Raw genomic sequence first — 25948 nt, 5'->3', positions numbered from 1 at the left:
TGGTCGTGCCGCAGGCTCCACTCCTGCCGCCGGAGGCGCACTATGGAGACATGCGTGCCATCACACTCAAAGAATTCGGCGACCCCGACGTCATGGAATGGACCGAGGTTCCCGACCCACGTCCGAGCCGCGGGCAGGTGATCGTCGACGTCTCGGCCACCGCCGTCAACCGTGCCGATCTCATGCAGCGTCAAGGCAATTATCCGCCGCCCCCGGGTGCCAGCGACATTCTCGGACTCGAATGCTCGGGCATCATCTCCGAGCTCGGCGAGGGCGTCAGCGATTGGAACGTCGGCGACAGGGTGTGCGCCCTGTTGGCCGGCGGTGGGTACGCCGAGCAGGTCGCCGTACCCGCCACCCAGCTCTTTCCCATCCCCCAGGGCCTCGATCTGCATGTGGCAGCAGCACTTCCCGAAGTCGCATCCACAGTGTGGTCCAACCTGGTGATGGATGCACACATGCGCTCGGGCCAGGTACTGCTCGTCCACGGTGGTGGTAGCGGAATCGGAACGCACGCAATCCAATTGGCCAAGCAGATGGGCGTCACCGTCGCCGTCACCGCCGGCTCGAAGTACAAGCTGGACATGTGTGCAGACCTCGGAGCCGACGTCCTGATCGACTACAAGAACCAGGACTTCGTGACCGAGATACGTTCACAGACACAGGATCACGGTGCCGACCTGATCCTGGACAACATGGGAGCGAAGTACCTCGACCGCAACATCGACGCCTTGGCCATGGACGGCACCGTCGTCACCATCGGCATGCAAGGCGGCGTGAAGGGCGAGCTGAACTTCGGAAAACTCCTCGCCAAGCGCGGCTCGGTGCACGCAGCCGGGTTGCGTGGCCGCCCCGAAACCGGGCCGTCGAGCAAAGCGAACATCGTCGCAGACATGACCGCGCACCTGTGGCCGATGATCTCCGAGGGCCGCGTCACCGCCGTCGTACACGCCGAGATCCCGATAACCGAAGCAGCGCAAGGACATCGAATGCTCGACGAGGCCGAGACCATCGGGAAGGTTATCCTGCGCGTGCAGTGATGTGCGCCCCAGGTCGTGCATAGAAGTTCGTAGCCCACTACGAACTTCTATGCACGTGCGGCGGAGCCGCTCCCGCTAGAGCGCGAGAGCGGACAGTGCAGCCTGGAGCTGATCTATCTCGTAGCGGGTGGTGTACGGAGCCAGACCGATGGTGACGGCACCACCCTCGTCGTTGACGCCCAGTGCGTCGAGCAACCGACTGCCACCGTGGACTCCGCTGACACTGCCGATTCTGGCCTGCGCGAGTTGCTCGGACACCTTCACCGCGGGAACACCATCGACGGTGAAGCTCAGGGTAGGAATACGCGTCGGCGCATTGCCGAGCACCATGACGTGGTCCAGGGATTCGAGCGCCTTCATCAGGTAATCGAACAGGCCGTCGTGGTAATGCTGCAGGGATCCGATCGACAGCTCGAGGCGCTCGCGACGCGTCCCAGTCGCTGCGTCGTCGAGATTGGCCAGATAGTCGATGGACGAGACCACACCCGCCAACAACGCGTACTGATGCGCGCTGACCTCGAGCCGCTGAGGCCCCTTCGCCGACGGGTTCAGCGACATCGAAGGCAACTGTTCCAGGAGCGTCGGATCGCGGAAGATCAGCGCACCGACCGACGGCCCGCCCCATGCGGCGGTGTCGATCGCGACGACGTCGGCTCCGAGTTCCTTGATGTCGACGTGGGCGTAGGGGGCCGCTCCGGCCGCGTCGACCACGATCAGCCCACCGACCTCGTGCACCAGATCCGCTGCGACCCGAACATCGGGTGCGCTGCCGACGATCGGCGATGCCGCAGTGACCGCGACGAGCCGAGTGGTCGAGGTGATGAGGTCATCGAACTGCCACGTGGGCAACTCGCACGTATCGATTTCGACCTCGGCCCATCGCACGTGCGCGCCGGATCTGCTGGCGACCCGCAGCCACGGCGCGACGTTCGCTTCCTCGTCCAGTCGCGAGAGCACCAAGCCGGTTCCGAGCCCCAGCCGCGAGCTCATCGAATCCGCGAGCCAGGACAGCAGCGTCGCACGGTCGGGACCGATGACCACACCGGACGGATAGGCACCGACGAGATCGGCGATGGCGACGCGAGCGGATTCCAGTAGAGCTGCGCTGCGCTTGGCCGCGGTGTTGCCGGCCGAATGGTTGGAGGCACTGTGCCGGAAAGCGGTGGACACGGCGGTCGACACGCGGTCCGGGATCAGCATGCCCAGCTGAGGGTCGAGATGAATCCACCCGTCACCGAGCGAGGGGATGGACCCTCTCACTCGCGCGACGTCGTAACCCATGCCGGACACTCTAAGCGCCGACCGGTGCAGCATGTGTTCCACGTCCTGTTTCGCCAGGGAACGGTTGCCCACCTCGCACGCTCGATCCTCCCGGCCTCCACTTGTTCCCGACGACCGAACCAGGATAATCGCCCCAGACGATCGCGCAACGGCGAGCGAGGCGTAAAGATGGATATATGACTCAATCCGAGCCGAACAGTGCGCCCGACGACCACGTTGTTGTGATCGGCCCCAACGGAGAACCGCTCGCCCTGAGCCGCGAGGAAGCGACGGCCGCTGCGGCCCGCGCCGCCGGCTCCTCCACGAACGATGGATCGGACGATGGATCCGGCCTGTCGGAGATGGTGGAGCAGCCGGCGAAGGTGATGCGTATCGGCACGATGATCAAGCAGCTTCTCGAGGAAGTGCGCGCCGCACCGCTCGACGACGCGAGCCGGACGCGGCTGAAGGAAATCCACAAGTCCTCCATCCACGAACTCGAACAGGGCCTGGCACCGGAGCTCCGCGACGAGCTCGAGCGCCTGGTACTGCCCTTCGGCGACGACGTTGTCCCCACCGACGCGGAACTGCGCATCGCGCAGGCCCAACTCGTCGGCTGGCTCGAAGGCCTGTTCCACGGCATCCAGACGGCCCTGTTCGCTCAGCAGATGGCCGCACGAGCTCAACTCGAGCAGATGCGGCAGGGCGCGTTGCCTCCCGGCGTGATGGGCGCTCCTGGTGGCGCGGGTCACGGTGGTGGTGGCACCGGCCAGTACTTGTAAAGAGTCGACACCTGTGAAGAGGTAGTGTCGACCGTCGTGTCGGCACCAGCGAAGGATCCCGAGAGCGAGGCAGGGGAACAGATGCCTGCTCCGGTTTCGGACTCACAGACTTATCGGCGCGCGTTCGGCGACCTCAGAACCGGTTTCGCTCAGCGCGAGCTGTGGCTGCATCTCGGCTGGCAGGACATCAAGCAGCGGTATCGCCGATCGGTGATCGGTCCGTTCTGGATCACCATCGCCACCGGTGTGCAGGCGATCGCCATGGGTCTGCTGTATTCGGTACTCCTGGACATCGACCTGCGGTCGTTCCTGCCGCACGTCACCGTCGGTCTGATCATCTGGAACCTCATCAGTGCCGCGATCCTCGAAGGCGGAGACGTCTTCGTCGCCAACGAGGGTCTGATCAAACAACTGCCCAGCGCGCTGAGTGTGCACGTCTATCGCCTGGTGTGGCGTCAGCTGCTGCTGCTCGGCCACAACATGCTGATCTACGTGATCATCATCGCGATCTTCTGGCCCGAGGGCGGGCTGCACTGGACCGTGGTCTTCGCGATCCCGGCGCTGGTGCTGATTCTGCTGAACGCGATATGGGTGTCGATCCTGTTCGGCATCGTCGCCACCCGCTACCGCGACATCGCCCCGATCCTCGGCAGCTTCGTCACGCTGATGTTCTTCATGACACCGATCGTCTGGACCACCTCGGGACTCGAGTCGATGGGCGGTGAGGCTGCGAACCGCGCCAAGCTCGTCGAGATCAACCCGCTCTTCCACTACCTCGACATCATCCGGGCCCCCCTGATCGGCGAGGATCAGCAGGCGTACCACTGGTACATCGTGCTCGGCTTCACCGTCGTCGGATGGGCGCTGGCCATCGTCGCACTCAAGAAGTACCGGGCCCGCGTGCCCTACTGGGTTTAGGGGTATTCGAGTTGTCCATCAGCATCAGCACCCATGACGCGTGCGTCGACTTCCCCATCTTCGACGCCAAGACGCGGTCGCTCAAGAAGGCGTTCCTCGGCAAGGCCGGTGGCGCGATCGACCGCAATTCCTCCGACGTCGTCGTCGTGGAAGCACTCAAGAACATCACGATGAACCTGAAGGACGGCGATCGCGTCGGACTGGTCGGTCACAACGGTGCGGGCAAGTCGACGCTGCTGCGTCTGCTCTCGGGCATCTACGAGCCGACGCGGGGCAGCGCCACCATCCGCGGCCGCGTCGCGCCGGTGTTCGATCTGGGCGTCGGTATGGACCCGGAGATCTCCGGCTACGAGAACATCATCATCCGCGGCCTGTTCCTGGGTCAGACCCGCAAGCAGATGCTCGCGAAGATGGACGAGATCGCCGACTTCACCGAACTCGGTGACTATCTCGACATGCCGCTGCGCACGTATTCGACGGGCATGCGCGTGCGCGTCGCGATGGGCGTGGTCACCAGCATCGACCCGGAGATCCTGCTGCTCGACGAGGGCATCGGGGCCGTCGACGCCGAGTTCATGAAGAAGGCGCGTCATCGGCTGCAGGAGTTGGTGAAGCGCTCGGGAATCCTGGTGTTCGCCAGCCACTCCAACGAATTCCTGGCTCAGCTGTGCGACACCGCGATGTGGATCGATCACGGCCAGATTCGCCAACAGGGCGGGATCGAGGACGTGGTGCGGGCGTACGACGGTGATGACGCGGGAGACCACGTCGCCCAGATCTTGAAAGAGATCGAGCGCGAGGACGCAGGAGTGAAGCCTGCGGAACGACCAGAGGATACGGCCGGTGGCTGACAAGATCGTCGGCGTCATCGTCACGCACAAGCGGCGTGAGTTGCTGGCGCTGTCGCTGGACGTGATCGGCGCGCAGACGCGTCCGCTCGACCATCTGGTCGTCGTCGACAATGCCGATGAGCCCGCTGTACGCGAACTGGTGGAGTCGATCGACCTGCCGACGACGTATCTCGGCTCGCAGCACAATCTCGGCGGTGCAGGCGGGTTCGCGCTCGGGATTCTGTATGCGCTCTCCCTCGGTGCCGATTGGGTGTTTCTCGCCGACGACGACGGCCGCCCCGAGGGCCCGCAGGTACTCGAGACTCTCTACGACTGCGCCATCACACACGGACTCGACGAGGTCTCCCCCGTCGTCTGCGACATCGACGATCCGGACCGATTGGCTTTCCCGCTGCGACGCGGTGTCGAATGGCGTCGGCTGCGGTCCGAATTGATCGACCCGGCGAACCCGGACGACGATCTCCTCGAAGGGATCGCGTCGCTGTTCAACGGCGCTCTGTTCAAGGCATCGACGATCGATGCGGTGGGCGTGCCGGATCTGCGTCTGTTCGTCCGCGGCGACGAGGTGGAGGTGCACCGTCGGTTGCAGCGCTCCGGTCTGAAGTTCGGGACCTGCCTCACCGCCGCCTACGTCCACCCGAACGGGGCCGAGGAGTTCAAGCCGATCCTCGGCGGCCGGATGCACACGCAGTACCCGGAGGACGCGACCAAGCGCTACTTCACGTACCGCAACCGCGGCTACCTGATGTCGCAGCCAGGTATGCGAAAGCTGCTGCCGCAGGAGTGGATTCGCTTCACCTGGTTCTTCCTGATCACCACCCGCAACCCGAAGGGTCTGGCCGAGTGGTTCCGGCTGCGCGGGCTGGGGCGTCGGGAACACTTTCGTCGACCGTAGAGCCGTCCACCATGGGGTGCGCGCACCCGCGTGATACCGCTACCGTGTGCCCATGACGGAACCTCGGAAGCTCGCTGATCGCATCAAGTCGTCGGCACGGGAGAAGCTTCAACGAGCGATCGGCGAGGTTCTGGCTCAGCAGACCGCCCAGCTGGCCGAGCAGACCAGCGATCAGCAGGCGAAACTGCTCGACGTCCTCGAACGCCAACGACGCGAGATCGACGATCTGCACGCGTTCATCCGCGGTCTCGAGATGCGGATGCGTCGGGACATCCCGTACGCCTCCGACGTCGAAGCCGCCGCCCAGAGCGCAGAATTCGCCGAAGAGATGATGCCGCAGGCCCCCACGTTCCTGCGGCCGCACGCGACGCTGCGCTTCGCCCTCGGCGAGGTCTCCATTCGCGGCATGGCACTCGAGTTCGGCGTCGCCAGCGGGACGACGCTCGAGATCATCGCCGAGGAATTGAGCTCGCGGAAGGACATCACCGTCGTCGCCGGATTCGACGTCTTCTCCGGCCTACCCGAGACGTGGCGCACGGGCTTTCCGAAGGGCCTGTTCGAGCAGGACACCATCCCCGAAGTGCCGGGCGCACAGATCGTCCCCGGCCTGTTCGAGGACTCGCTGCCGGGCTTTCTGAAGGGTCACCACGAGAAGTTGGCGTTCCTGCACCTCGACGCGGACCTGTACTCGTCGACGGTCACCGTGCTGGATCTGGTGGCCGATCGACTGGCTGTCGGCACCGTCATCGTGTTCGACGAATACTTCAACTTCCCCGGCTGGCGCAACCACGAATACCGGGCGTGGACGGAATTCGTCGCACGCACCGGCACCGAGTTCGACTACCTGGGCTACACCGCCGACAACGAACAGGTCGTCGTCCGTATTCGCACGGCCCCGAAGGTCCGCGCGAACTAGCTACTGCCCGTACAGGCGAGCCCAGTTCTCTCGGCTGGTGAGCTGCGGCACGGCGGCGCGGTAGGACGCGGCGACCGTCGGCGTCTCGGTGCGCAGACGCTTGAGTGCGGTGACGCCGCGCTTGAGCAGTTCGGTCGCATGCGCCTTGTTGCGCTTGCGAACTCGGACGCCTTCCTGCGAGCGATCGGTGACGATGGCGTGGGAGAACAGCGACACGTGCCACCAGTGGGCATCGTCGGCCGAGATGGCGACCGGGCCCGGATTCACGGTGCCACGCCACTGATTGAGCACGCGCTTGGCCAGGACCGCGAACTCCATGCTCTTCTTCGGATGCGGACCGGCGGGAGTGATGAACATATCCGCCGGACGCACACCCGGAACGTCGTTGGCGTTGTGCCGCTTCGTTTCTCCGTAGGCAGCCCGCTCGCGCCGGATGGAACCGGCAGCGTCCATTCCGCCGTCAAGCAGATAATCCGGACCGGCCAGGAAGTCCTCGACGGCCTTGATCAGCGTGTACGCCATGCCGTACTGCATCGACACCAGGTAACGCAGCAGATCGGTGAACAGCTGCTTGGCGAGCGCCTTACCATCGAGTTCGATGTGCAGGGCGGCGGTGATCATGCCGTTGCGCAGGTTGAAGTAGCGGTGCCACTCGTCCCAGTCCTTCCACGCGAAGTCGGCGTGCCACACCGCTGCGCCCGGGAGCGTCACGGTGGCGAATCCGTTTGCACGCGAACGGTATCCGTACTCGATGTCGTCCCATTGGAAGAACAGCGGCAGCGGGTAGCCGACCTGCCCGACGATCTCGGACGGGATGAGGCACGACCACCAACCGTTGTAGCCTGCGTCGACCCGGACGTCCTGCTGCCGCTTGCGCTTGAACGCACTCTTGTCCGAGATCGCGTTCTTGACGTGCACTCCGGCTTCGAGCTTCTGCAGGTTCGCCACCTCGGCACCGACATGCACGCGATCGGGATGCAGCAGGTACAGCATCTGGGCGCCGATGATCGCCGGCTCGACGGTCATGTTGGCGAACGAGTTCATCCGCACGATCGCCTCGGGCTCACACAGCACGTCGTCGTCCATGAAGATCACATTGGCCGGGTCGCCGCCCTTACCCTGCACCTCGTAGAGCCCGCGGGTGAATCCACCTGCCCCGCCGAGGTTGGGCTGAGTGATGTAGACGAGCTTGCTGCCGAGCTCCGCCGCGACGCGCTGGAACTTCTCGCGCGTCTGCACCTGATCGGTGCCCTGATCGACGACGTAGACGTTGTCGACCCCGAGCAGGGCGAGGGGATCGTCGGCCATCGCAGCGACGGTGTTGGCGCAGTCGTCGGCGCGGTTGAACGTGCAGATCACCACCGAGGTGGGACGCAGCTTCTCCGGCGCGGCGACGGTCCATTCCGCGTCCTGCACCGACAACTCGGTCGAGGTCGTGGTGAAGCGGACGTACAGCGCACCGCCGTCGAGGAACTGCGTGGTGGCGACGGGGACGGCCACCTGAGTCGACGCGTTCGCGGAATCGACCGTTGTACTGGCCATCGTGCGCTCGTGGCCCTTGTAATCGGTGGCCACCAGATCGATCCGACCGGCACCGGCGACGCTCGCTCGGAACACCACCTCGGTGACGGTGGTCCACCGCTGCCAGTAGCTGGCCGGGAACCGTCCGAAGTAGCTGTTGGTGTGCACCACGCTGCGCTTGGCGATCCGAACGCCCGTACGGGTGCGCTCGGCGTTGCCCTTGCCGACCGAGCTGTACATATCGGCACTGACCAGGGGCGACGGACCGTCGAACAGCAGTCTCTGGACTGTCAGTTCGGGCTCGCCGTCACCGCCGGCAACAGCCGACGAATTCGACGCGGAGCCGAGACGATCGAGAGCAGTGCCGTCCATACCGAGAAGTACCCCATCCAGTTCGAGTAGTGGCTCTGTGCGGCCGTGGAGAGAAGAAGACCACTGACCATGGTTGCACAGCCCCCGACCGATCCGTCCGACGCTCGCCGTCTACTCCGCTTCCCGCACCCTCGCCATCAGCACGCGAGCGGCGTCGACCGGGTGCGTGTACGGCCACCAGTGGCCCGCATCGACCTGGTCGACGCGCAGGTCGGGGATCCATCGATCCAGACCGTCGGTGAGATTGGACGAGAGCATGTGGTCGTGAGTCGGGACGACCACGGTGGTGGGGACGGCGCAGCGCGGGACGGGTCCGCCGAGCAGACGCCTGAGCACGTTGGCGCGGTACAGGGCGATGCCGCGCTGCTGGTCGGCCGCCGTCGGGGTCGGCTCACCCTCGGCGCTCAGGCGCGCCAACAGTCCCGGAACCCGCCTGCCCAGCACGGGCACGTGGAACCCGAAGACGTACCAGGACCGCGCCAACTGCTCGACCAGTGACGGCCAGCGACGGTGTCGCACCAGCCGCGCCCGCGCCACCTGCCGCAGGTGATCCAGGCTCGGGCCCGATACCGACGTGTACGACGCGAAAGCGGTGGATGCGCGAGGCGAAGCCATCGCCTCCCACATCTGGACCGACCCCCAGTCGTGGGCGAAGACGTGGACCTTCCCGGTGAGCCCCGGTATCGACTCGACCACCGCGAAGGCGTCGCGCGCCAGTTGCTCGATGGACACGTCCGCTGCGGGCTCGAGCGCGGACGCTCCGCTGCCTCGCGTGTCGTAGGCGATCACCCGGACCCGATCACCGAGCTCGGCGATCAACGGATCGAACACATGGCGGTTGTCGGGATAGCCGTGCACCAGCAGCACCGTCGAGCGCGCCTCCGGGTTCCCGTGCTCGACGACGGGAAGTTCTGCGCCGGGCGTGCGCACCGTCCAGTGGGTCATCCCGCGTCGCTCAGGGCGTGCAGAGTGCCACCGCGCAACAGGTGCGCAATCATCCTCAGCCGCATGGCCTCCTGTTCGGGCTGCGGGTGCACTACGGCGGCCAACGCCTCGCCGTCGAGCAGATGCACCACGCTGAAGATCACCGTCTCGAGATGCCGTGGGTCGAGCACGCCTGCGACCGGTAGTGTGCGAGCGAGTTCGGCGATCTGTTCGTGATAGCGAACGGTGAGGGGCTGCAGCCTCTCTCGCAGCTCTTCGTCAGTGCGGGCTGCGGTCAGGAGCTCGTACCAGGCGCCGTTGATCGGGGCTCGGCACGCAGCCCTGAGCAGTTCGAGGCAGTGTTCGATCGACGCGCTACCGAAACCGGACAGGCCATGACGGAACTCGACGAACTGGCGTCTGCGAACCTCGTCGGCCGCAGCGACGATCAGGTCGAGCCTGGTGTCGAAATGCCGGAACATGGCACCGGAGGACACCCCGGCGCGGCCGACGATCTCACTGACACTGGTTGCGGCATAGCCCTTCTCGCGCAACGACGCGATCGTCGCGTCGAGCAACTTTCCGATCGTCTCGGTCCGGCGCTGCTGTTGACTCGGGCTCACACACGCTCCCGGCGACGGGGAGCCGTCGGGATACCCGCCCGCAGGAAACTGCCGGCCCGCTCCGACACACCGAACCACGGAGCGAAGGTGCCGCCGGAGAACACCACTCGGCCCGCGACCAGAGTGGCGGCGACAGCGCGGTCGTTGCGGTTGACCATGCGGCTCAGGCCCCCGAACTCCGGCATGGTCTCCTCCCGATAGGCCAGGACCCCCTCGTCCAGCCCATTCGGATCGATCACCACGATGTCGGCTCGATCACCCACCCGCACGTGTCCGGCGTCGACACCGTAGAAGTCGGCCAATTCGCCGCTGAGCTTGTGCACGGCCTTCTCCACGGTCATGAACGGCCTGCGATCGCTCTGCGCATCGTGCACGCGGTGCAGCAATCGGATACCGAAGTTGTAGAACGCCATGTTGCGCAGATGAGCGCCTGCGTCGGAGAACCCCACTGTCACCCCGGGCTGGTTGATCAGCTTGTCCATCTGACGCTTGCGATGATTCGCCACCGTGGTGTGCCAGCGCAGTTTTCGTCCGTGTTCGACCACCAGATCGAGGAACGCGTCCACTACGTGCACACCGCGCTCTGCCGCGACCTCGGCGACGTTCTTGCCGACGACCGACGCGTCGGGACACTCGGTGATCTCGGCGTCGGCGAAGTCTCGATGCCAGACGCGTGAGCTGAACTTCTTCTCGAAGTCGGCGCGGAACCAGCGGCGGTACGCCTCGTCCGAGAGCAACTCGTTGCGTCCCAACTCTTCTCGTAGATGCAGAGCTGCTCGGCCCGATCCGAACTCCTCGAACACCACCAGGTCGATGCCGTCGGAGTACACGTCGAACGTGGTGGGCAGATGCTGCCAGCGGAACTGACCCTTGCCCGGTCCGTTGACCATGCGCGCGAGCGGGCCGAAGACGCGATGAATCCACGGCGACGCCTTCGCATCGGCCGCCGCCAGCAGCGAGATCTTGAGCGGAGTGCGGCCGATCCCGGTGGCCGAGGCGAGGAAGAACAGCATGTCGTACTTGGTGTTCAGGTTCGGAATGCTCTGCAACAACCGACCGCGTCGACGCAGGATCTTGTGCAGCGCACGGAACTCGCTCCACCGCGCGTACGAGGACGGCAACGACCGAGACCGGTACCGATCGCCGTCCAACTTGTCCCACGGGTTCGTCATCGTCGACATCCCGAGCAGTCCGGCATCGAGTGCCTGCTCGAGCGCGTCCGACATGGCGCGCCACTCCTCACGGGTGGGCCGCTGACTGCGATCGGTCGAGCGATCCAAGCCCATCACGTGCGCCCGCAGATCCGAATGTCCTACCAGAGCAGCGATATTGGGACCGAGAGGCAGTCGTTCGAGCGCAGCGATGTACTCGTCGGGGCTGGTCCACGTCTTGTGCGTATCGACGGCTTTGAGCACATGATCTCGCGGCAGCGCCTCGACCCGACTGAACAGATCCGCGATGTCGACCGGAGTGGAATAGAGCGTCGACAACGAACAGTTCCCCAGCAGAACCGTCGTGACCCCGTGTCGGACGGACTCTTCGAGACCCGGGCCGACGAGCACCTCCGCGTCGTAGTGGGTGTGCACGTCCACGAAGCCCGGGGTGACCCACTTGCCGGTGGCGTCGACCACCTCGGTCGCCGGACCCACCTCGAGCGGCGTGGCCGACACGGCCCGCACGACACCGTCGACGATGCCCACATCGGCTCGCACTCCGGGACCGCCGGACCCGTCGTAGACGGTGCCGCCGGTGACGACGACGTCGAAAGCAGTGTTCGAGTTCAATGTGACCTCCGTCATAGTGTCACGTCAATCTAACTTAGAGAGTGATCGCTCGCAATAGTCGGTTGTCCGCCAACACCTGCGGGTCACACGCGTCGACGTTTCGGTTCCCGGACACCTCGGGAGCTACAGTCGGGTGTCTTTGCCCGCACTCACGGAGTTGACCCTTGACCCCCACGGATACCCAGATCGCGCGCGCCGCCCTGCCCGACAGCAGGAGAGAGCGCCTCGCGTGGGGAGCAGCGGTCGCTGCAGTCGTCGTTCTCGGCTACCTCCTTGTGCTCAGCGTCGATCCCCGCTACTTCTACATCGACGACACCGAATCGGGTGCCGTACCCAACTGGCTCCAGCTCGGACGCATCATGCGCGACGGGCACTTCCCCTCGCTGGTGCTCGATCAGTGGATGGCAGGCAACTACCCGGTCGAGGGCCAGGGCGGCCTGTGGAATCCCGTGCAGATGGCGATCAACTACATCTCGCCGTCGATCGACAACTTGGTGCTGCTGGCCACGGTCGTCAAACTCGGCTTCTCGATTCTGTTGGCCTGGGGCGTCTTTCGCGTCGCTCTGGCCTACGGAGCGCGGGCGAACTGGGCCGCGGTAGCGGGCGCGAGCGCACCGTTCGTCGGCTTCACGCTGTTCTTCGAGAACACCTCGTGGGTGACCGCACTGATGGGTACCGCGTGGATCATGAACGCGTGGGCGAGCTCGGTGTCCTACGCCCGCGGCCGCAGCGGCCCCATCGTGCCGTTCGTCTTCCTCTACCTCGCCATCAGCGTGGGATACGTCCACGCCGCGGTGATGGCCGGAGTGATGATCGGATCCGTCGCGATCGGCGAACGCCTGTTCCAGCGGCTGTGGCGTCCGGCAGTGAAGGTGTGCGCCGTAGGCATCGCCGCCGCGGCCTGCGGGGCCGTCACGTTCCTGCCCGGCGTGCTCACCTCGGCGGTCACCTGGCGTAGCGGCGACGAAGGCACGTTCAACGACAACTTCCTGACGGCACCGTGGTCGGAATCGCTGACCGCGAGCATCCCGACCGCTGTGACCAGCATCGAATCCTGGGCGGGCGAGACCACCGAATCGCCGGTCACCTACATCGCCTGGTTCGTGGTGCCCGCGCTGGCGTTCATCGCATGGCGTCGAGTACCCGCCGCTCTGCGCGAGCTGGCAGCCCCGCTGATCATGCTGGCGTTCGCCCTGATCTTCACCGCGGGCCCCAGCGACATCGGACCGATCCGCTGGCCCGCCCGCATCCTGCCGTTCGTCGCCCTCGTCGCGCTGATTCTCGTGGTCACCCTGATCAGCCGGTACGGCACTCTCGACAAGCTACGGCCCCGGCTGCTCGCCGCCGGCCTGTTGACGCTGGTGCTGCTGCTGCGGGCCGGTTCTTCGGGCCCGGAGTTCTTCGGCCGCCATGTCCTCGCTGCGCTGGTGATCCTGCTCGTCGGAGCACTCGCCCTGCTGTTGGCCCACCGGTTCTCCACGCGCGCGACCGCGGCACTGCTGCTGGTGACCATCGCGCCGGTCGCGATGTACCAGGTTGCCACCTACGAACCGCCCTTCGACAAGTGGTGGCTGCCCGCGTCCCAATCCGAGGCCAAGGCCGAGTTCCCGCAGTGGCAGGGCGCGACTCTGCAACTCGGCAGCCGTGCGCTCACCGAGACCGAGGCCGAAGGACCCGACGACCCCAAGCTGCCCTGGCACTCCCAGGTGTACGGCAACTCCGCCAAGATCATGGGCCTGGACTACGTCAACGCGTACACCCCGGTCGGATATCTCGACTTCGCCAACCTGCTGTGCTTCGAGCACGAGGGATCGACCTGCGAGGACGCCTTCCGGCGCGTGTTCGAGATCGAGCCGTACACCGGCAAGACCTACGCCGATCTGATGCAACTCGATCGAATCGTGCTGCAGAAGAACCAGTATCCGCTCGCGAATGCACGACCCGCACCCGCAGGCTGGGAGTGGGTGACCGCTCCCACGCCCGAGTCCGCCCGCCAGATCTACGTCCTCGAACGCGTCGACGGACTGATTCCCGCCACGTCGGGACGCGTCGTCGCGACCGTGAACGCCACGGCCGAACCTCGATCGTCCGACGCCGACTCCGAGCACGTCGACGTCAGCGCTCCGAACGGCGGCAGTGTCGTGTTCTCCCGTCTGGCCTGGCCCGGCTACACCGCGACCCTGAACGGTGAAGAGCTGCAGACCAAGGGCTTGGCCGACATCTTCCTCTACGTCGACCTGCCGCCCGGTACCGAGAACGCAGATCTGCACATCACCTTCCGGCCGCCCGGCGAACGTCTCGGACTCGCCGCGATGGCGGGCGGGGTGCTGCTGCTGGTCGGTCTGGTGGTACTCGATGTGCGACGACGCAGAAGCCCTGCCGCGCCGGAGTTCGATGGCGCCAGCGGGAACGGATAGGGTAGGCCCTCGTGATGTCCGACGATTCTGTTGCTGATCCGCACCGCATTTCCATCGTGGTGCCGGTCTACCAGGGTGAACGGACTCTCAGTGCGTTGATGGACGAGATCCTTCCGTTGACGCAGGTAACTCACACCCCCGTCGGGCGGCCGATGATCGTCGAGGAAGTTCTGCTCGTCTTCGATCACGGACCCGACGATTCCGCTGCGGTGATCAGGCGGCTGACCGCTGCGCACCCGTTCGTTCGTGGAGTGTGGCTGAGTCGCAATTTCGGTCAGCACCCCGCCACCCTCGCCGGCATGGCGTCCAGCGGCGGCGAATGGATCGTCACGATGGACGAGGACGGGCAGCACGACCCGGCAGCCATCGGCGGCATGCTCGACACCGCCCTCGACCGGCAGTCCACCGTCGTCTACGCCAAGCCCACCAACGTCGCACCGCACGGACTGTGGCGCAACACCGCCTCCCGCGGAGCGAAATGGTTGATCGCCAAGGCCCTGGCCGGGGACAACACCGTGGACTATCAGAGCTATCGCCTGGTGCTGGGTGAGGTCGGCCGCTCCGTCGCCGCCTACGCCGGTTCGGAGGCGTACCTGGACATCGCACTCGGGTGGATCGCGGGCGACGTCACGACCAGCCCGGTGGCGCTGCGCGAAGAGGTGGACCGTCGATCGGGCTACCGCCTGCGCACCTTGCTCTCGCATTTCTGGCGGATGGTGCTCTCGAGCGGCACCAAGGGCCTGCGGCTGGTCAGCTTCATCGGCATCGCCTTCGCGGTACTCGGCCTGATTCTGGTGGCCTACGTACTGGTGTCGTACTTCGTCTTCGACTCCGGTGCCGAGGTGCGAGGCTGGGCATCGACGATGGTGATTCTGCTGTTCGGCTTCGGGGCGACTCTGTTCTCCCTCGGCGTGGTGGCCGAGTACGTGGGCGTCAACGTCAAGACGGCCATGGGCAAGCCGCCGTACCTGATCGTCACCGATCCGGGAAACGGCCCACTCGGACGCACCGCGCCTGCAGGATCAGTCGAAACTCCACAGTCGACCGACAACACACCGTCGGCGTGACCGCAACGCACACGTGGATCGTCGGCAGCGGCGGACTCCTGGGCGCTGCGGTGACCCGCGAGGCCGGTCGTCGCGGGCACCGAGTGCACACCAGCACCATCCCGTGGTCGGACAGGGAATCTGCCGAACAAGCTCTGCTGCAGCGCTGTTCGGAGTTCTTCGACTCCTTCTCCGACGGTACGTGGAACGTGATCTGGGCCGCCGGTGCGGGTGTGAACGGAACCAGCGCAGCGCAATTCGCCGAAGAGAACGGCCTGATCCGAGCCGTGCTGGCGCGCATCGAAAGTGCCGCCGGCGACCGCGCGGGCACCGGAACCGTATTCCTCGCTTCGTCCGCCGGAGGCGTCTACGCCGGTGCAACCGGAGCCCCGCATCACGAAGGAACACGGCCGGTTCCGTTGGGCGACTACGGCTTCGCGAAACTACAGTCCGAGGCCATCGCAACCGAGTTCGGGGAACGCACCGCGATCAACGTGGCCATCGGTCGGTTCGCGAACCTCTACGGGCCCGGCCAGAACCTCGCGAAACCGCAGGGTCTGATCTCACACCTGTGCCGGGGCTACCTCATGGCCTCACCCGTCTCCATCTACGTACCGATGGACACGTTGCGTGACTACCTCTACGTGTCCGACGCGGCAGAGATGGTCGCCGACACCCTCGGTATGTCTGCCACGCAACGACACTCGCCGACGATCAAGATCTTCGCCTCCGGTGAGGCCGTCACCATCGGCTCGATCCTCGGAGCCTGCCGGACGGTGTTCCGCCGTCGACCGAACGTGGTGCTGGCGGCGTCGCCGCTCGCGGTGTTCCAAGGTCGCGATCTGCGACTGCGCTCGACGGTCTGGCCGCAGATCGATCGGCGAACGCACCGCACGTTGCCCGCAGGAATCGCCTCCACACTGTTCGCGACCCGTGAGGCATTGGGGGTCGGTCGATGACCGAACCACAGACCCCCGCTCCCCCGGCCGGGATGAACGGCGCACCGGGGCCGCTGATGCGCATCGTCAAGAATCAGAAGATCGCGTTCCTGCTCGTCGGAGGCGTCAACACTGCACTGGGTACCGCGTGGTTCATCTTGTGGCAGTTGCTGATCGGTGAGCGATACGGATATCACGCCGCGATCGTGCTCGGCTACCTCTGCAACGTGCTGTGCGCGTTCGCGATGTACCGATACCTGGTGTTCCGCGTGCGTGGGCACTTCCTACGCGATCTGCTGCGCTTCTTCGTCGTGAACTTCGGCGCCTTCGTCGCCAACATCTCCCTGATGACGATCGCCGTATCCGTCTTCCACTTCCCGCCCATCCCTTCACAATTGGTCGTCACAGCAGTGATGGCAGTCGTCAGCTTCTTCGGCTACCGCGACTTCTCGTTCCGCAGAAAGAGCCAGGCCCCCACACCATGACACCCCGTGTATCCGTCGTCGTCCCGGCGTACAACAACGCCGAGTACCTGGCCGAGACCATCGATTCGATTCTCGCCCAGACCTTCACGGACTTCGAGCTGGTCATCGCCGATCATTCGTCGACCGATGGCACCCTCGCCGTCGCGCAGAAATTCGACGACCCGCGCATTCGTGTGCTGACGACCCCGGCCGGTGGCGGCGCGCAGGCCAACTGGAATCGGGTCACCGAAGAGGCCACCGGCGAATTGATCAAACTCGTCTGCGGCGACGACACCATCGCGCCCACCGCGTTGGCGACACAGGTCCAGGCATTCGACGACAACCCGACCGCCGTTCTGGTCGCCTCTCAGCGGACGTTGATCGACGCCTACGGCAAGACGGTCATCGCCGCCCGCGGGCTCGGCGGCCTGCACGGAACGGTCTCGGGTCGAGTTGCCGCGCGAACCGCAGTCCGAGCCGGTGCCAACATCTTCGGCGAACCCGGCGGCGTCATGATGAAGCTCGCGGAGCTCCGCGAAATCGGGCTGTGGGACAACAGTCATCCCTACCTGATCGATCAGGCCACGTTCATCGCTGTCGCGCTCCGCGGCGACATCGTGGCAATTCCCCGACCACTGGCATCGTTCCGCATCAACTCGGGGCAGTGGAGTGTGGAGCTTGCGACGCAGCAGGCACGTCAGGCCGCCGACTTCCACCGCTCACTACAGGCCAGCGACCCGAGCCTGTTGTCCGACACCGACGTTCGCATCGGAAACGCCAAGGCACTGATGACGTCGTTCATGCGTCGCGCGGTGTACCTGCTGCTGCGCCACCGGATGTCGCGCAGCAGCTAGGCCCTGCTTCAGGGCAGGACCGACTCCTTCGCCGCGTAGACGGCCTCGGTGGCGTCCTTCTGCGGTCGCCACCACTGCTCGTTCTCGCGGTACCAGTCGACGGTCGCCTTCAGGCCGGCACGGAAGTCGACATATGTTGGCGTCCAACCCAATTCGGTGCGGAGCTTGGTCGAGTCGATGGCGTAACGCAGGTCGTGGCCGGGGCGGTCGGTGACGAAGTCGAAGGCGTCGGGTGCGTTGCCGGTCTCTTCGAGAATCGCTTCGAGGACGGTGCGGTTGTTCGCTTCGCCGTCGGCCCCGATGAGGTAGGTCTCGCCGATGCGGCCGCCGTCGATGATGGCCCAGACGGCGCTGTTGTGATCGTCGACGTGGATCCAGTCACGCACGTTCTGCCCTGCCCCGTAGAGCTTGGGCCGGGAGCCGCTGAGAATGTTGGTGATCTGACGCGGAATGAACTTCTCCACGTGCTGGTAAGGGCCGTAGTTGTTGGAGCAGTTGGAGATGGTGGAGCGGACCCCGAACGACCGGGTCCAGGCGCGCACCAGCAGATCACTCGACGCCTTGGTGGACGAGTACGGGCTCGACGGGTTGTACGGAGTGGACTCGGTGAACCGCGCCGGGTCGTCGAGTTCGAGGTCGCCGTAGACCTCGTCGGTGGAGATGTGGTGGTAGCGGACGTCGTGTTCGCGGACCGCATTGAGCAAGGTGGTGGTACCGATGACGTTGGTGTGCACGAACGGCCACGGATCGGTCAACGAGTTGTCGTTGTGGGATTCGGCGGCGAAGTGCACGACCAAGTCCGTCTCGCGCACGAGGCGGTCGACGAGATCGGCGTCGGCGATGTCGCCGTGCACGAACTCGATTCGATCGGCCACCGGATCGAGGGAAGCCTTGTTACCGGCGTAGGTGAGCTTGTCGAGCACGGTGACCTGGGAGTCGGGACGCTGCGCGAGGGTCTGATGTACGAAGTTCGCGCCGATGAACCCGGCCCCACCCGTGACGAGAATTCTCATGAACAGGCACTTTACCGGTGGATGCTCGTGCGGGCCGATCTTGTCTGCCACGCGTGCTAGCTTCTGCTCGACTTCGGGGGAGTAGTGATCGGATGGGTCTGGGGAAGATTCCTGTTCGTCTCGCGGCATCGATAGCGCTGTTGTTCGGCCTCATGTGGGCAATCCCGCAGCCGGCAACGGAAGTGCCCGAACCGTACGAGGGAGTGCCGTGTCGGCCCTACCGAATCCCGTGGGAGTGATCGGCCGTCGGAACTGTCAGGAGCCTCGGACAGTGCGGCCGGCGAAAGCCGCCAAACGCTCGTACGCGTTCGCGTCGTCGGGTGCCGGTTGCTCTGGATCGAAGGCACCACCGCGCCGTTCGTCGGTCATGTTCGCCGACATGAACACCATCCCCTCCTCGGGCACGGTCTGGTCGAGATCATCGGTTCCACGACCGAGTGCGGTCGCGAGATCCCACGCGTGCACCGAGAGTTCCGCGGCAACCATGCCGAGCGGCAGCGGCGAACCTGCGTCGATCTCGGCCAGCAGTTCGCGAGTCCGCTCGGTCCACAGCGGAATCGGATCCGAGGACGACTCGGGCGTCGCCGACCAGTCGATCTCTCCACCCCGAGCCATGGTCACCAGGTTGGCAGCGGTGTTCACCAGGTGATCGGTCAGGTCGGCGACGGTCCACTCGGTGCAGGGCGTCGCCGATGCGCGTTCGGCTTCGGTCACTGTGGAGAGCAGAGCGGTGACCTGATCGATACCGGTGGCGATCTGGTTCGTCGTCGTCACGTGGCTCGTCCTCGGTTCTCGGTGGTCAGTCGGTCCCGTTCCCCACAGCTGCGGGGCAGGACGAAGTTTAGAGGCGGATTCCACATCGCGCGCGGAAACGGAGCGGCACAAGCGAGCGGGTGATCGGAGGGTCTGGAAGACTTCGCCGTCATGCGGGGAATCATTCTGGCGGGCGGCACGGGCTCGCGTCTTCATCCGATCACGATGGGCGTCAGCAAGCAGCTGGTCCCGGTCTACGACAAACCGATGATCTATTACCCGCTCTCGACTCTGATCCTGGCCGGGATCCGCGAGATCCTCGTCATCACCACACCCCAGGACGCCGACCAGTTCACGCGTCTGCTCGGTGACGGCTCCCAATTCGGCATCGACTTGACCTACAAGGTCCAACACGAGCCCAACGGCCTCGCCCAGGCGTTCGTGTTGGGTGCCGACCACATCGGCACCGATTCCGCGGCATTGGTGTTGGGCGACAACATCTTCTACGGCCCCGGCCTGGGCACCCAACTGTCCCGCTTCGACACCATCGACGGCGGAGCCGTCTTCGCCTACGAGGTCTCCGACCCCACCGCCTACGGCGTCATCGAATTCGATGCGAACCGCAAAGCCATCTCCCTCGAAGAAAAACCCGCCGCCCCGAAATCCAACTACGCCGTCCCGGGGCTGTACTTCTACGACAACGACGTCATCGCCATCGCCCGCGACCTGCAACCGTCCGCGCGTGGGGAATACGAGATCACCGACGTCAACCGCCACTACCTCGAGGCAGGCCGCCTCCAGGTCGAAGTCCTCCCCCGCGGTACCGCCTGGCTCGACACCGGCACCTTCGACTCGCTGCTCGACGCCTCGAACTACGTGCGCACCATCGAACAACGCCAGGGCCTGAAGATCGGATCCCCCGAAGAGGTGGCGTGGCGACGCGGATTCATCACCGACGACGAACTGCGCGCCCGCGCGGAGACACTCGTCAAATCCGGGTACGGCCGCTACCTGCTGGACCTGATCGACCGAGGACACCGAGCATGAGCTTTCGCGAGTTGAGCATCGCCGGTGCCTACGAGTACACCCCACGCCAGTTCGGCGACGATCGCGGTGTGTTCTTCGAATGGTTCAAAGCCGGCCTCTTCGCCGAGACCACCGGGCGGTCGTTGGAGCTGCTGCAGGCGAACTGCTCGGTCTCCGCAGCCGGCGTCCTGCGTGGGATCCACTTCACCACCAACCCACCCGGACAAGCGAAATACGTCACCTGCGCCCGCGGAGCATTCCTCGACGTCATCGTCGACCTGCGCGTCGGATCCCCGACGTTCGGGCAGTGGGACAGCGTGCTGATCGACGACATCGACCGCAAAGCGGTGTTCCTGTCCGAAGGACTCGGCCACGCCATCCTCTCGCTCGAGGACAACTCGACCGTCATGTACCTGTGCTCGTTGGAATACACCCCGGCCCTGGACCGCGACATCAACCCACTCGACCCCGCCCTCGGCATCGACTGGCCCACCACCGCACGCGACGGATCGCCTCTGACCTACGAACTCTCAGACAAGGACACAGCCGCCCCCACCCTCGCCGAAGCCCTCGAACGCGGAGCCCTGCCGAACTTCTCGTGAGCGGCGGGGCGAGGCGGCGACGCCAGATCGGGCAAACGCGCGCGCGTTCGTCAGACGCGCGGGGAATCGCCCGTGACAGTTGACGAGAATGCGCGCGTTCAGCAAGTGCGCGCGCGTTTGCGAACCTCACGGGGGCGAACCCGCGTTTGGCAAGTGCGCGCGCGTTTGCGAACCCATGGGCCGAACCCGCGCTTGCGGACCCCCGGGCGCGAATCCGGAGGCTCAGCGAATTTTGAAGATCACGAATCGCTGAACGAGGAAGTTGATGACCGTCGCCGTGCCCTGCGCGATGACGAAGGCCACGTTGGCGTACCAGAAGCCGTCGGGAAGGGCCTGGTAGAGCCAGGTGTAGATGCCCACTTGGACGGCGAAGGTGACTCCGTACAGCGCGACGACGGCGAAGAACCGAGCCCGCGACGGGGCCGCGTTGAACGTCCAGCGGCGATTGATCAGGTAGGCCGTCGTCGTTCCGAGTACGAAGCCGATGGCCTTGGCCAGCGTCACACCGACGCCGAACACGAAATGCAGGAGCAGGTTGACGCCCTGGTCGACGATTGCCGACAGCACACCCGTCGCCAGGAACCGCAGCACCTGCGTCTTGAGGTCGAGGGCCGCGTCGGCGATGTTCTCGGTCAACGGCAGCTCGACGGGTAGCGGGACGTGATGCTGCAACTCTTCGTCCTCGGGCGACCAGTCGTCGCCCGTCGAGCCTTCTTCTGCGGAGCGGTCGGGGGTGGACACGAGGACTGACACTAGCCGCTGCTGCGGTGCGGGTACCCTCTTGAGCGATGTCCACGACAGCCGACGACGCACTCTTCCCCCTGGAACCACAGGCCGGGAACACTGCGCCGCTACCCACGCAGACCCGCACACTCACCGGTTGGGGCCGCACTGCGCCCTCCACTGGAGAGGTGCTCTCGACCTCCGACCCCGAGCTCATCGCGAACGCGGTCAAGCAGGTCGCCGAGCAGAACGACTCCAAGCCGGCCTACCTCCGACGCGGTGTCATCGCCCGCGGCCTCGGCCGCTCCTACGGTGACAACGCGCAGAACTCCGGCGGCCTCGTCATCGACATGAATGCGCTGAACGGCATTCACAGCATCGACGCGTCCACGCGCATCGTCGACGTCGACGGTGGCGTCAACCTCGATCAGCTGATGCGTGCTGCGCTGCCGTTCGGTCTGTGGGTACCGGTGCTGCCGGGTACGCGACAGGTCACCATCGGAGGTGCGATCGGAACGGACATCCACGGTAAGAACCATCACAGCGCGGGTAGCTTCGGCAACCACGTCCGCTCGATGGAACTGCTCACGGCGGACGGTCAGATCCGGCACCTGACGCCGTCGGGCAAGAACGCCAAACTGTTCTGGGCGACGGTCGGCGGCAACGGACTGACCGGCATCATCCTGCGCGCGACCATCGAGATGACGCCCACGGAAACGGCGTACTTCATCGCCGACGGCGACGTCACCAGCACCCTCGACGAGACCATCGCACTGCACAGCGACGGCAGCGAGAACAACTACGACTACTCCAGCGCATGGTTCGACGCGGTTGCTCCGCCACCCAAGCTCGGTCGCGCGGCTGTGTCTCGTGGATCGTTGGCGCGCCTGGACCAGTTGCCGGAGAAGCTGCAGAAGGATCCGCTGCTCTTCAACGCGAAGCCCTTGGTGAAGTTCCCCGACATTTTCCCGAACGGACTCGCGAACAAGTACACCTTCTCGGCCGTCGGCGAGGTCTGGTACCGAAAGTCGGGCAACTACCGCAACAAGGTGCAGAACCTTACGGCGTTCTACCACCCACTCGACATGTTCAGTGAGTGGAACCGCGCCTACGGCTCCAAGGGATTCCTCCAGTACCAGTTCGTGGTGCCGCCGGAGGCCGTCGACGAGTTCAAGAAGATCATCGTCCATATCCAGAAGTCCGGGCACTACTCGTTCCTCAACGTGTTCAAGCTGTTCGGGCCCGGAAACAAAGCGCCACTGAGCTTTCCGATTCCGGGTTGGAACATCTGCGTCGACTTCCCGATCAAGCCGGGCTTGAACGAGTTCGTCCGCGAACTCGACAAGCGCGTGCTCGAATTCGGTGGCCGTCTGTACACCGCGAAAGATTCGCGCACCGACGCCGAGACGTTCCATTCGATGTACCCGCGGATCGACGAATGGATCAAGGTCCGTCGATCCGTTGACCCCACAGGCGTTTTCGCCTCCGATATGGCTAGAAGGCTGGAACTGCTGTGACGATAGACGCCGTAGGTAACCCCCAGACGATTCTCGTTCTGGGTGGCACCAGCGAGATCGGTCTCGCGATCACCGAGGAGTACCTGTCGAAGTCGCCGGCACGTGTCATCCTCGCCGCGCTGCCGAACGATCCACTGCGTGAGAGCGCCGTCGCACAGCTGAACGCCAAGGGCGCGAAGTCCGTCGACGTCATCGACTTCGACGCACTCGACACCGCATCGCACCCGAAGGTCATCGACGCCGCCTGGGCCAAGGGTGACGTCGATGTCGCCATCGTCGCCTTCGCCGTCGACTTCGATGCCGAGCAGCTCTGGCAGGACCAGCGCAAGGCCGTCCTCGCCGCGAACATCAACTACACCGCTTCGGTGTCGGTCGGCGTGCTGCTGGGCGAGAAGATGAAGGCGCAGGCCTACGGCCGCATCATCGTCATGTCCTCGGTGGCGGGCGAGCGGGTACGACGCTCCAACTTCGTCTACGGCTCCACCAAGGCCGGACTCGACGGCTTCTACCTCGGACTCGGAGAAGCGTTGCGCGAGTTCGGACCTCGGGTCACCGTCGTTCGTCCGGGCATGGTGCGCACCAAGTTCAGCGCGCACGTCAAGGAAGCCCCGATGACCGTCGACAAGGAGGTCATCGCCAAGCTCGCGGTGAACGCGTCACGCAAGGGCACTCCCCTCATCTGGACTCCCGCGCCGTGGCGTCTGGTGATGATGGTGCTGCGGCACGTGCCGCGGCCGATCTTCCGCAAGCTGCCCATCTGATCTCGATGACAATCGGGGTTGCACCGGCTCGCAGAACCGCTTCTGCCGTCGGGGAGATCGCTCTCGGTGCGCTTTTCGCAGTCGTGGTGGCGACGGTCGGGTTGTACGCCTTCTCACTGGTTCAGTGGCCGGCGTTCAACTCGTCCAACGTCACCCGCGCGATCACGACGCTCGGGCAGGTGGTTGCCGCAGCACTGTTCGCCGCGTCGATCTACCTGTACCGAATTCACAAGTGGCCGTGGATCGCTCGACTCGCCGCATGGGTCGGGCTGAGCGGTTTCGTCACCGTCACCCTCGGGATGCCGCTGGCTGCAACCAAGCTCTACCTGTTCGGCATCTCCGTCGACCAGGAGTTTCGCACCGAATACCTGACTCGGCTGACGGATTCGGCGTCGTTGCGGGACATGACGTACGCCGACATCCCGCCGTTCTACCCCGCCGGCTGGTTCTGGCTCGGCGGACGCGTCGGCAACATCCTGGGCATGGACGGCTGGGAAGTGTTCAAGCCCTACGCAATCGGGCTGCTGGCCGTCACCGCCGTCGTGTCGTTCGTGCTGTGGAAGGCGCTCATCCGAGCCGACTGGGCTGTCGCCGTCAGCGCCGTCACCACCGCACTCGTCGTCGCCCACGCCTCCCCCGAGGCATACAGCGCCGTGATCGTGATGCTCTTCGCTCCGGCACTGGTTCTCGCGTGGGGAGCGCTGCACCGAAGCGCATCGGGTGGGTGGGGCGCGGTGGTCGGCACCGGACTCTTCCTCGGTCTGGCCGCGACGTTCTACACGCTGTACCTCGGTTTGGCGGCGTTCACCGTCGTACTCATGGCACTGTTCGCCGCGGTCCTCGCATATCGCGAGCGGAAGTCCTGGAACGTCCTGGTTCCCATCGCGATCAAGGTCGCCGCGATCGCAGCGATCTCGGGCCTCATCGCCGCGACCGTGTGGCTGCCCTACCTGATCGAATTCCTGCGCGGTGCGCCGTCCACGTCGGGCACGGCGTTGCACTACCTGCCCGAAGCCGGTGCGACACTTCCCTTCCCGATGTTCGAGTTCTCCCTGATGGGCGGACTGTGCCTCATCGGCACGGTGTGGGTCGCGGTGCGTTTCTCGTCCTCACGCCGGGCACAGGCACTCGGCGTCGGCGTCGTATCGATCTACCTGTGGACTCTGCTGTCCATGGCCGCCACTGCTGCGGGCACCACCCTGCTCTCGTTCCGCCTCGAAGCAGTCCTGATCGCATTGCTCGGCAGCGCAGGCGTTTTCGGCTTCCTCGAAGGCAGCCACGCGATCTACCAAGCCATCAACGAGCCACCCAAGTTCCGCATCGCGGCCGTCGTCGTAGCGGCCATCGGTGCCATGACCTACGCGCAGAACATCCCCCAGGTACTGCAGACCGAGATCACCGTCGCCTACTCCGACACCGACGGTGACGGCAACCGCGCCGACATGCGCCCACCGAGCGCGGTCTCGTACTACCGCGAGGTCGACGAAGCCTTGACCGAGCAGACCCAGCGTCCGCGCGACGAAACCGTCGTACTGACCGCGGACACCTCGTTCCTCAGCTACTACCCGTACTTCGGCTTCCAAGGACTGACCTCTCACTACGCCAACCCGCTGGCGCAGTTCGATCAGCGAGCCGACGCCATCGAGCAATGGACCGAACTCGAGACACCCGATCAGTTGATCGACGCGCTGGAGAGCAGCCCGTGGCGGGCACCGGACGCATTCCTGTTCCGGCGCAGTGCCGACGGCTACACCCTGCGCCTGGCCGAGGACGTCTACCCCAACGATCCGAACGTGCGCCGCTACACCGTCACCTTCCCTGAGGCGCTGTTCGAGGATCCACGCTTCACCGTGACCGACATCGGCCCCTTCGCGCTGGTGGTGCGCACTGCATGATCATGTGACCCAGGTCGTTCGAGTTTTCGCCCATCGTGATGTTTCTGTAACCT

24 protein-coding genes are annotated in these 25948 nt (G+C 65.2%); 16 read left to right on the top strand and 8 right to left on the bottom strand.

Features of this window, described 5'->3' with window-relative positions:
* Positions 1–50 precede the first annotated feature (50 nt).
* Complete coding sequence (locus tag NY08_RS18780; protein ID WP_045198041.1) at positions 51–1040, top strand: NAD(P)H-quinone oxidoreductase; 990 nt, start codon at positions 51–53, stop codon at positions 1038–1040.
* Positions 1041–1115: 75 nt separating this feature from the next.
* Here the strand turns inward: NY08_RS18780 and NY08_RS18775 are convergent, their stop codons facing one another.
* Complete coding sequence (locus tag NY08_RS18775) at positions 1116–2321, bottom strand: cysteine desulfurase-like protein (RefSeq protein ID WP_032395644.1); 1206 nt, start codon at positions 2319–2321, stop codon at positions 1116–1118.
* A gap of 176 nt (positions 2322–2497) precedes the next feature.
* Here NY08_RS18775 and NY08_RS18770 point away from each other — a divergent pair, with 176 nt between their 5' ends.
* From NY08_RS18770 to NY08_RS18750, 5 genes are read left to right on the top strand one after another with little or no spacing between them, the layout of a single operon-like run.
* Positions 2498–3082 carry a bacterial proteasome activator family protein gene (locus NY08_RS18770; RefSeq protein ID WP_045198038.1) on the top strand — a complete coding sequence of 195 codons (585 nt, stop codon included), beginning with the start codon at positions 2498–2500 and terminating at the stop codon, positions 3080–3082.
* A gap of 36 nt (positions 3083–3118) precedes the next feature.
* Entirely contained in the window at positions 3119–4000 is an 882-nt protein-coding gene (gene wzm, locus NY08_RS18765) for a galactan export ABC transporter permease subunit Wzm/RfbD (RefSeq protein WP_032395645.1), read from the top strand.
* Positions 4001–4011: 11 nt separating this feature from the next.
* Entirely contained in the window at positions 4012–4851 is an 840-nt protein-coding gene (gene wzt / locus NY08_RS18760) for a galactan export ABC transporter ATP-binding subunit Wzt/RfbE (protein WP_045198036.1), read from the top strand.
* A complete protein-coding gene (glfT1, locus tag NY08_RS18755) occupies positions 4844–5746 on the top strand; it encodes a galactofuranosyltransferase GlfT1 (RefSeq protein WP_045198035.1) in 903 nt (300 codons plus the stop codon). The genes wzt and glfT1 overlap by 8 nt, the downstream gene beginning before the upstream one ends.
* A gap of 52 nt (positions 5747–5798) precedes the next feature.
* Positions 5799–6662, top strand: a complete 864-nt coding sequence (locus NY08_RS18750) for a TylF/MycF/NovP-related O-methyltransferase (protein WP_032395520.1) — start codon at positions 5799–5801, stop codon at positions 6660–6662.
* On the opposite strand, the gene NY08_RS18745 is transcribed toward NY08_RS18750, so the two are convergent.
* From NY08_RS18745 to NY08_RS18730, 4 genes are all read right to left on the bottom strand, one after another.
* On the bottom strand, positions 6663–8555 hold the full coding sequence (locus tag NY08_RS18745; protein WP_045198032.1) for a glycosyltransferase: 1893 nt from the start codon (positions 8553–8555) through the stop codon (positions 6663–6665). It abuts the gene before it with no gap.
* A gap of 111 nt (positions 8556–8666) precedes the next feature.
* The gene (locus NY08_RS18740; RefSeq protein ID WP_045198030.1) at positions 8667–9500 is read right to left on the bottom strand and encodes an alpha/beta fold hydrolase; all 834 of its coding nucleotides are present in this window, start codon (positions 9498–9500) and stop codon (positions 8667–8669) included.
* A complete protein-coding gene (locus NY08_RS18735) occupies positions 9497–10102 on the bottom strand; it encodes a TetR/AcrR family transcriptional regulator (RefSeq protein WP_045198028.1) in 606 nt (201 codons plus the stop codon). Before NY08_RS18735 ends, NY08_RS18740 begins: the two co-directional genes overlap by 4 nt.
* Entirely contained in the window at positions 10099–11901 is a 1803-nt protein-coding gene (locus tag NY08_RS18730; RefSeq protein ID WP_045198026.1) for an N-acyl-D-amino-acid deacylase family protein, read from the bottom strand. The genes NY08_RS18735 and NY08_RS18730 overlap by 4 nt, the downstream gene beginning before the upstream one ends.
* A gap of 149 nt (positions 11902–12050) precedes the next feature.
* Between NY08_RS18730 and NY08_RS18725 the strand changes: the two genes are divergently transcribed.
* Genes NY08_RS18725 through NY08_RS18705 form a run of 5 tightly spaced genes read left to right on the top strand, consistent with a single transcriptional unit; the run spans position 12051 to position 17605 of the window.
* On the top strand, positions 12051–14303 hold the full coding sequence (locus NY08_RS18725; RefSeq protein WP_144407397.1) for a hypothetical protein: 2253 nt from the start codon (positions 12051–12053) through the stop codon (positions 14301–14303).
* A 14-nt stretch (positions 14304–14317) separates the two neighbouring features.
* On the top strand, positions 14318–15370 hold the full coding sequence (locus NY08_RS18720) for a glycosyltransferase (RefSeq protein ID WP_176459412.1): 1053 nt from the start codon (positions 14318–14320) through the stop codon (positions 15368–15370).
* Positions 15367–16308: an NAD-dependent epimerase/dehydratase family protein gene (locus NY08_RS18715; protein ID WP_045198024.1), complete on the top strand. Its 942-nt coding sequence runs from the start codon at positions 15367–15369 to the stop codon at positions 16306–16308. The genes NY08_RS18720 and NY08_RS18715 overlap by 4 nt, the downstream gene beginning before the upstream one ends.
* On the top strand, positions 16305–16772 hold the full coding sequence (locus NY08_RS18710; protein WP_032395526.1) for a GtrA family protein: 468 nt from the start codon (positions 16305–16307) through the stop codon (positions 16770–16772). The genes NY08_RS18715 and NY08_RS18710 overlap by 4 nt, the downstream gene beginning before the upstream one ends.
* Positions 16769–17605 carry a glycosyltransferase family 2 protein gene (locus NY08_RS18705; RefSeq protein ID WP_045198021.1) on the top strand — a complete coding sequence of 279 codons (837 nt, stop codon included), beginning with the start codon at positions 16769–16771 and terminating at the stop codon, positions 17603–17605. The genes NY08_RS18710 and NY08_RS18705 overlap by 4 nt, the downstream gene beginning before the upstream one ends.
* A gap of 8 nt (positions 17606–17613) precedes the next feature.
* Here the strand turns inward: NY08_RS18705 and rfbB are convergent, their stop codons facing one another.
* The gene (gene rfbB / locus NY08_RS18700; RefSeq protein WP_037188736.1) at positions 17614–18618 is read right to left on the bottom strand and encodes a dTDP-glucose 4,6-dehydratase; all 1005 of its coding nucleotides are present in this window, start codon (positions 18616–18618) and stop codon (positions 17614–17616) included.
* Between the two features lie 255 nt (positions 18619–18873).
* Positions 18874–19392, bottom strand: coding sequence for a maleylpyruvate isomerase family mycothiol-dependent enzyme (locus NY08_RS18695; RefSeq protein WP_052683872.1), 519 nt, complete (start codon positions 19390–19392; stop codon positions 18874–18876).
* A gap of 150 nt (positions 19393–19542) precedes the next feature.
* Here NY08_RS18695 and rfbA point away from each other — a divergent pair, with 150 nt between their 5' ends.
* On the top strand, positions 19543–20418 hold the full coding sequence (rfbA, locus tag NY08_RS18690; RefSeq protein ID WP_045198019.1) for a glucose-1-phosphate thymidylyltransferase RfbA: 876 nt from the start codon (positions 19543–19545) through the stop codon (positions 20416–20418).
* Entirely contained in the window at positions 20415–20999 is a 585-nt protein-coding gene (locus tag NY08_RS18685; protein ID WP_045198017.1) for a dTDP-4-dehydrorhamnose 3,5-epimerase family protein, read from the top strand. The genes rfbA and NY08_RS18685 overlap by 4 nt, the downstream gene beginning before the upstream one ends.
* 222 nt (positions 21000–21221) lie before the next feature.
* Here NY08_RS18685 and NY08_RS18680 read toward each other — a convergent pair whose 3' ends face one another.
* A complete protein-coding gene (locus NY08_RS18680; RefSeq protein WP_082074050.1) occupies positions 21222–21740 on the bottom strand; it encodes a GtrA family protein in 519 nt (172 codons plus the stop codon).
* A gap of 47 nt (positions 21741–21787) precedes the next feature.
* Here NY08_RS18680 and NY08_RS18675 point away from each other — a divergent pair, with 47 nt between their 5' ends.
* The 3 genes from NY08_RS18675 to NY08_RS18665 are packed head-to-tail and all read left to right on the top strand — an operon-like array spanning position 21788 to position 25895.
* On the top strand, positions 21788–23239 hold the full coding sequence (locus NY08_RS18675; RefSeq protein WP_045198014.1) for an FAD-binding oxidoreductase: 1452 nt from the start codon (positions 21788–21790) through the stop codon (positions 23237–23239).
* Positions 23236–24000, top strand: a complete 765-nt coding sequence (locus NY08_RS18670) for a decaprenylphospho-beta-D-erythro-pentofuranosid-2-ulose 2-reductase (RefSeq protein ID WP_037187221.1) — start codon at positions 23236–23238, stop codon at positions 23998–24000. Before NY08_RS18675 ends, NY08_RS18670 begins: the two co-directional genes overlap by 4 nt.
* A gap of 5 nt (positions 24001–24005) precedes the next feature.
* On the top strand, positions 24006–25895 hold the full coding sequence (locus NY08_RS18665; RefSeq protein WP_045198010.1) for a galactan 5-O-arabinofuranosyltransferase: 1890 nt from the start codon (positions 24006–24008) through the stop codon (positions 25893–25895).
* Positions 25896–25948 lie beyond the last annotated feature (53 nt).

The sequence above is a fragment of the Rhodococcus sp. B7740 genome (assembly GCF_000954115.1).
Lineage (GTDB): Bacteria > Actinomycetota > Actinomycetes > Mycobacteriales > Mycobacteriaceae > Rhodococcoides.
Note: the sequence above shows the minus strand (reverse complement) of the source record. Positions and strands in the feature narration are given on the sequence as shown.

Excerpts from the sequence above, each read along its gene's own strand:
- NY08_RS18730 (WP_045198026.1), bottom strand. The coding sequence starts at position 11,901 with ATGACGGAGGTCACATTGAACTCGAACACTGCTTTCGACGTCGTCGTC.
- NY08_RS18780 (WP_045198041.1), top strand. The coding sequence starts at position 51 with ATGCGTGCCATCACACTCAAAGAATTCGGCGACCCCGACGTCATGGAA.
- NY08_RS18705 (WP_045198021.1), top strand. The coding sequence starts at position 16,769 with ATGACACCCCGTGTATCCGTCGTCGTCCCGGCGTACAACAACGCCGAG.
- NY08_RS18675 (WP_045198014.1), top strand. The coding sequence starts at position 21,788 with ATGTCCACGACAGCCGACGACGCACTCTTCCCCCTGGAACCACAGGCC.
- NY08_RS18720 (WP_176459412.1), top strand. The coding sequence starts at position 14,318 with ATGTCCGACGATTCTGTTGCTGATCCGCACCGCATTTCCATCGTGGTG.
- NY08_RS18745 (WP_045198032.1), bottom strand. The coding sequence starts at position 8,555 with ATGGACGGCACTGCTCTCGATCGTCTCGGCTCCGCGTCGAATTCGTCG.
- NY08_RS18740 (WP_045198030.1), bottom strand. The coding sequence starts at position 9,500 with ATGACCCACTGGACGGTGCGCACGCCCGGCGCAGAACTTCCCGTCGTC.
- rfbA (WP_045198019.1), top strand. The coding sequence starts at position 19,543 with ATGCGGGGAATCATTCTGGCGGGCGGCACGGGCTCGCGTCTTCATCCG.
- rfbB (WP_037188736.1), bottom strand. The coding sequence starts at position 18,618 with ATGAGAATTCTCGTCACGGGTGGGGCCGGGTTCATCGGCGCGAACTTC.
- NY08_RS18775 (WP_032395644.1), bottom strand. The coding sequence starts at position 2,321 with ATGGGTTACGACGTCGCGCGAGTGAGAGGGTCCATCCCCTCGCTCGGT.
- NY08_RS18750 (WP_032395520.1), top strand. The coding sequence starts at position 5,799 with ATGACGGAACCTCGGAAGCTCGCTGATCGCATCAAGTCGTCGGCACGG.
- NY08_RS18710 (WP_032395526.1), top strand. The coding sequence starts at position 16,305 with ATGACCGAACCACAGACCCCCGCTCCCCCGGCCGGGATGAACGGCGCA.
- NY08_RS18665 (WP_045198010.1), top strand. The coding sequence starts at position 24,006 with ATGACAATCGGGGTTGCACCGGCTCGCAGAACCGCTTCTGCCGTCGGG.
- NY08_RS18770 (WP_045198038.1), top strand. The coding sequence starts at position 2,498 with ATGACTCAATCCGAGCCGAACAGTGCGCCCGACGACCACGTTGTTGTG.
- NY08_RS18685 (WP_045198017.1), top strand. The coding sequence starts at position 20,415 with ATGAGCTTTCGCGAGTTGAGCATCGCCGGTGCCTACGAGTACACCCCA.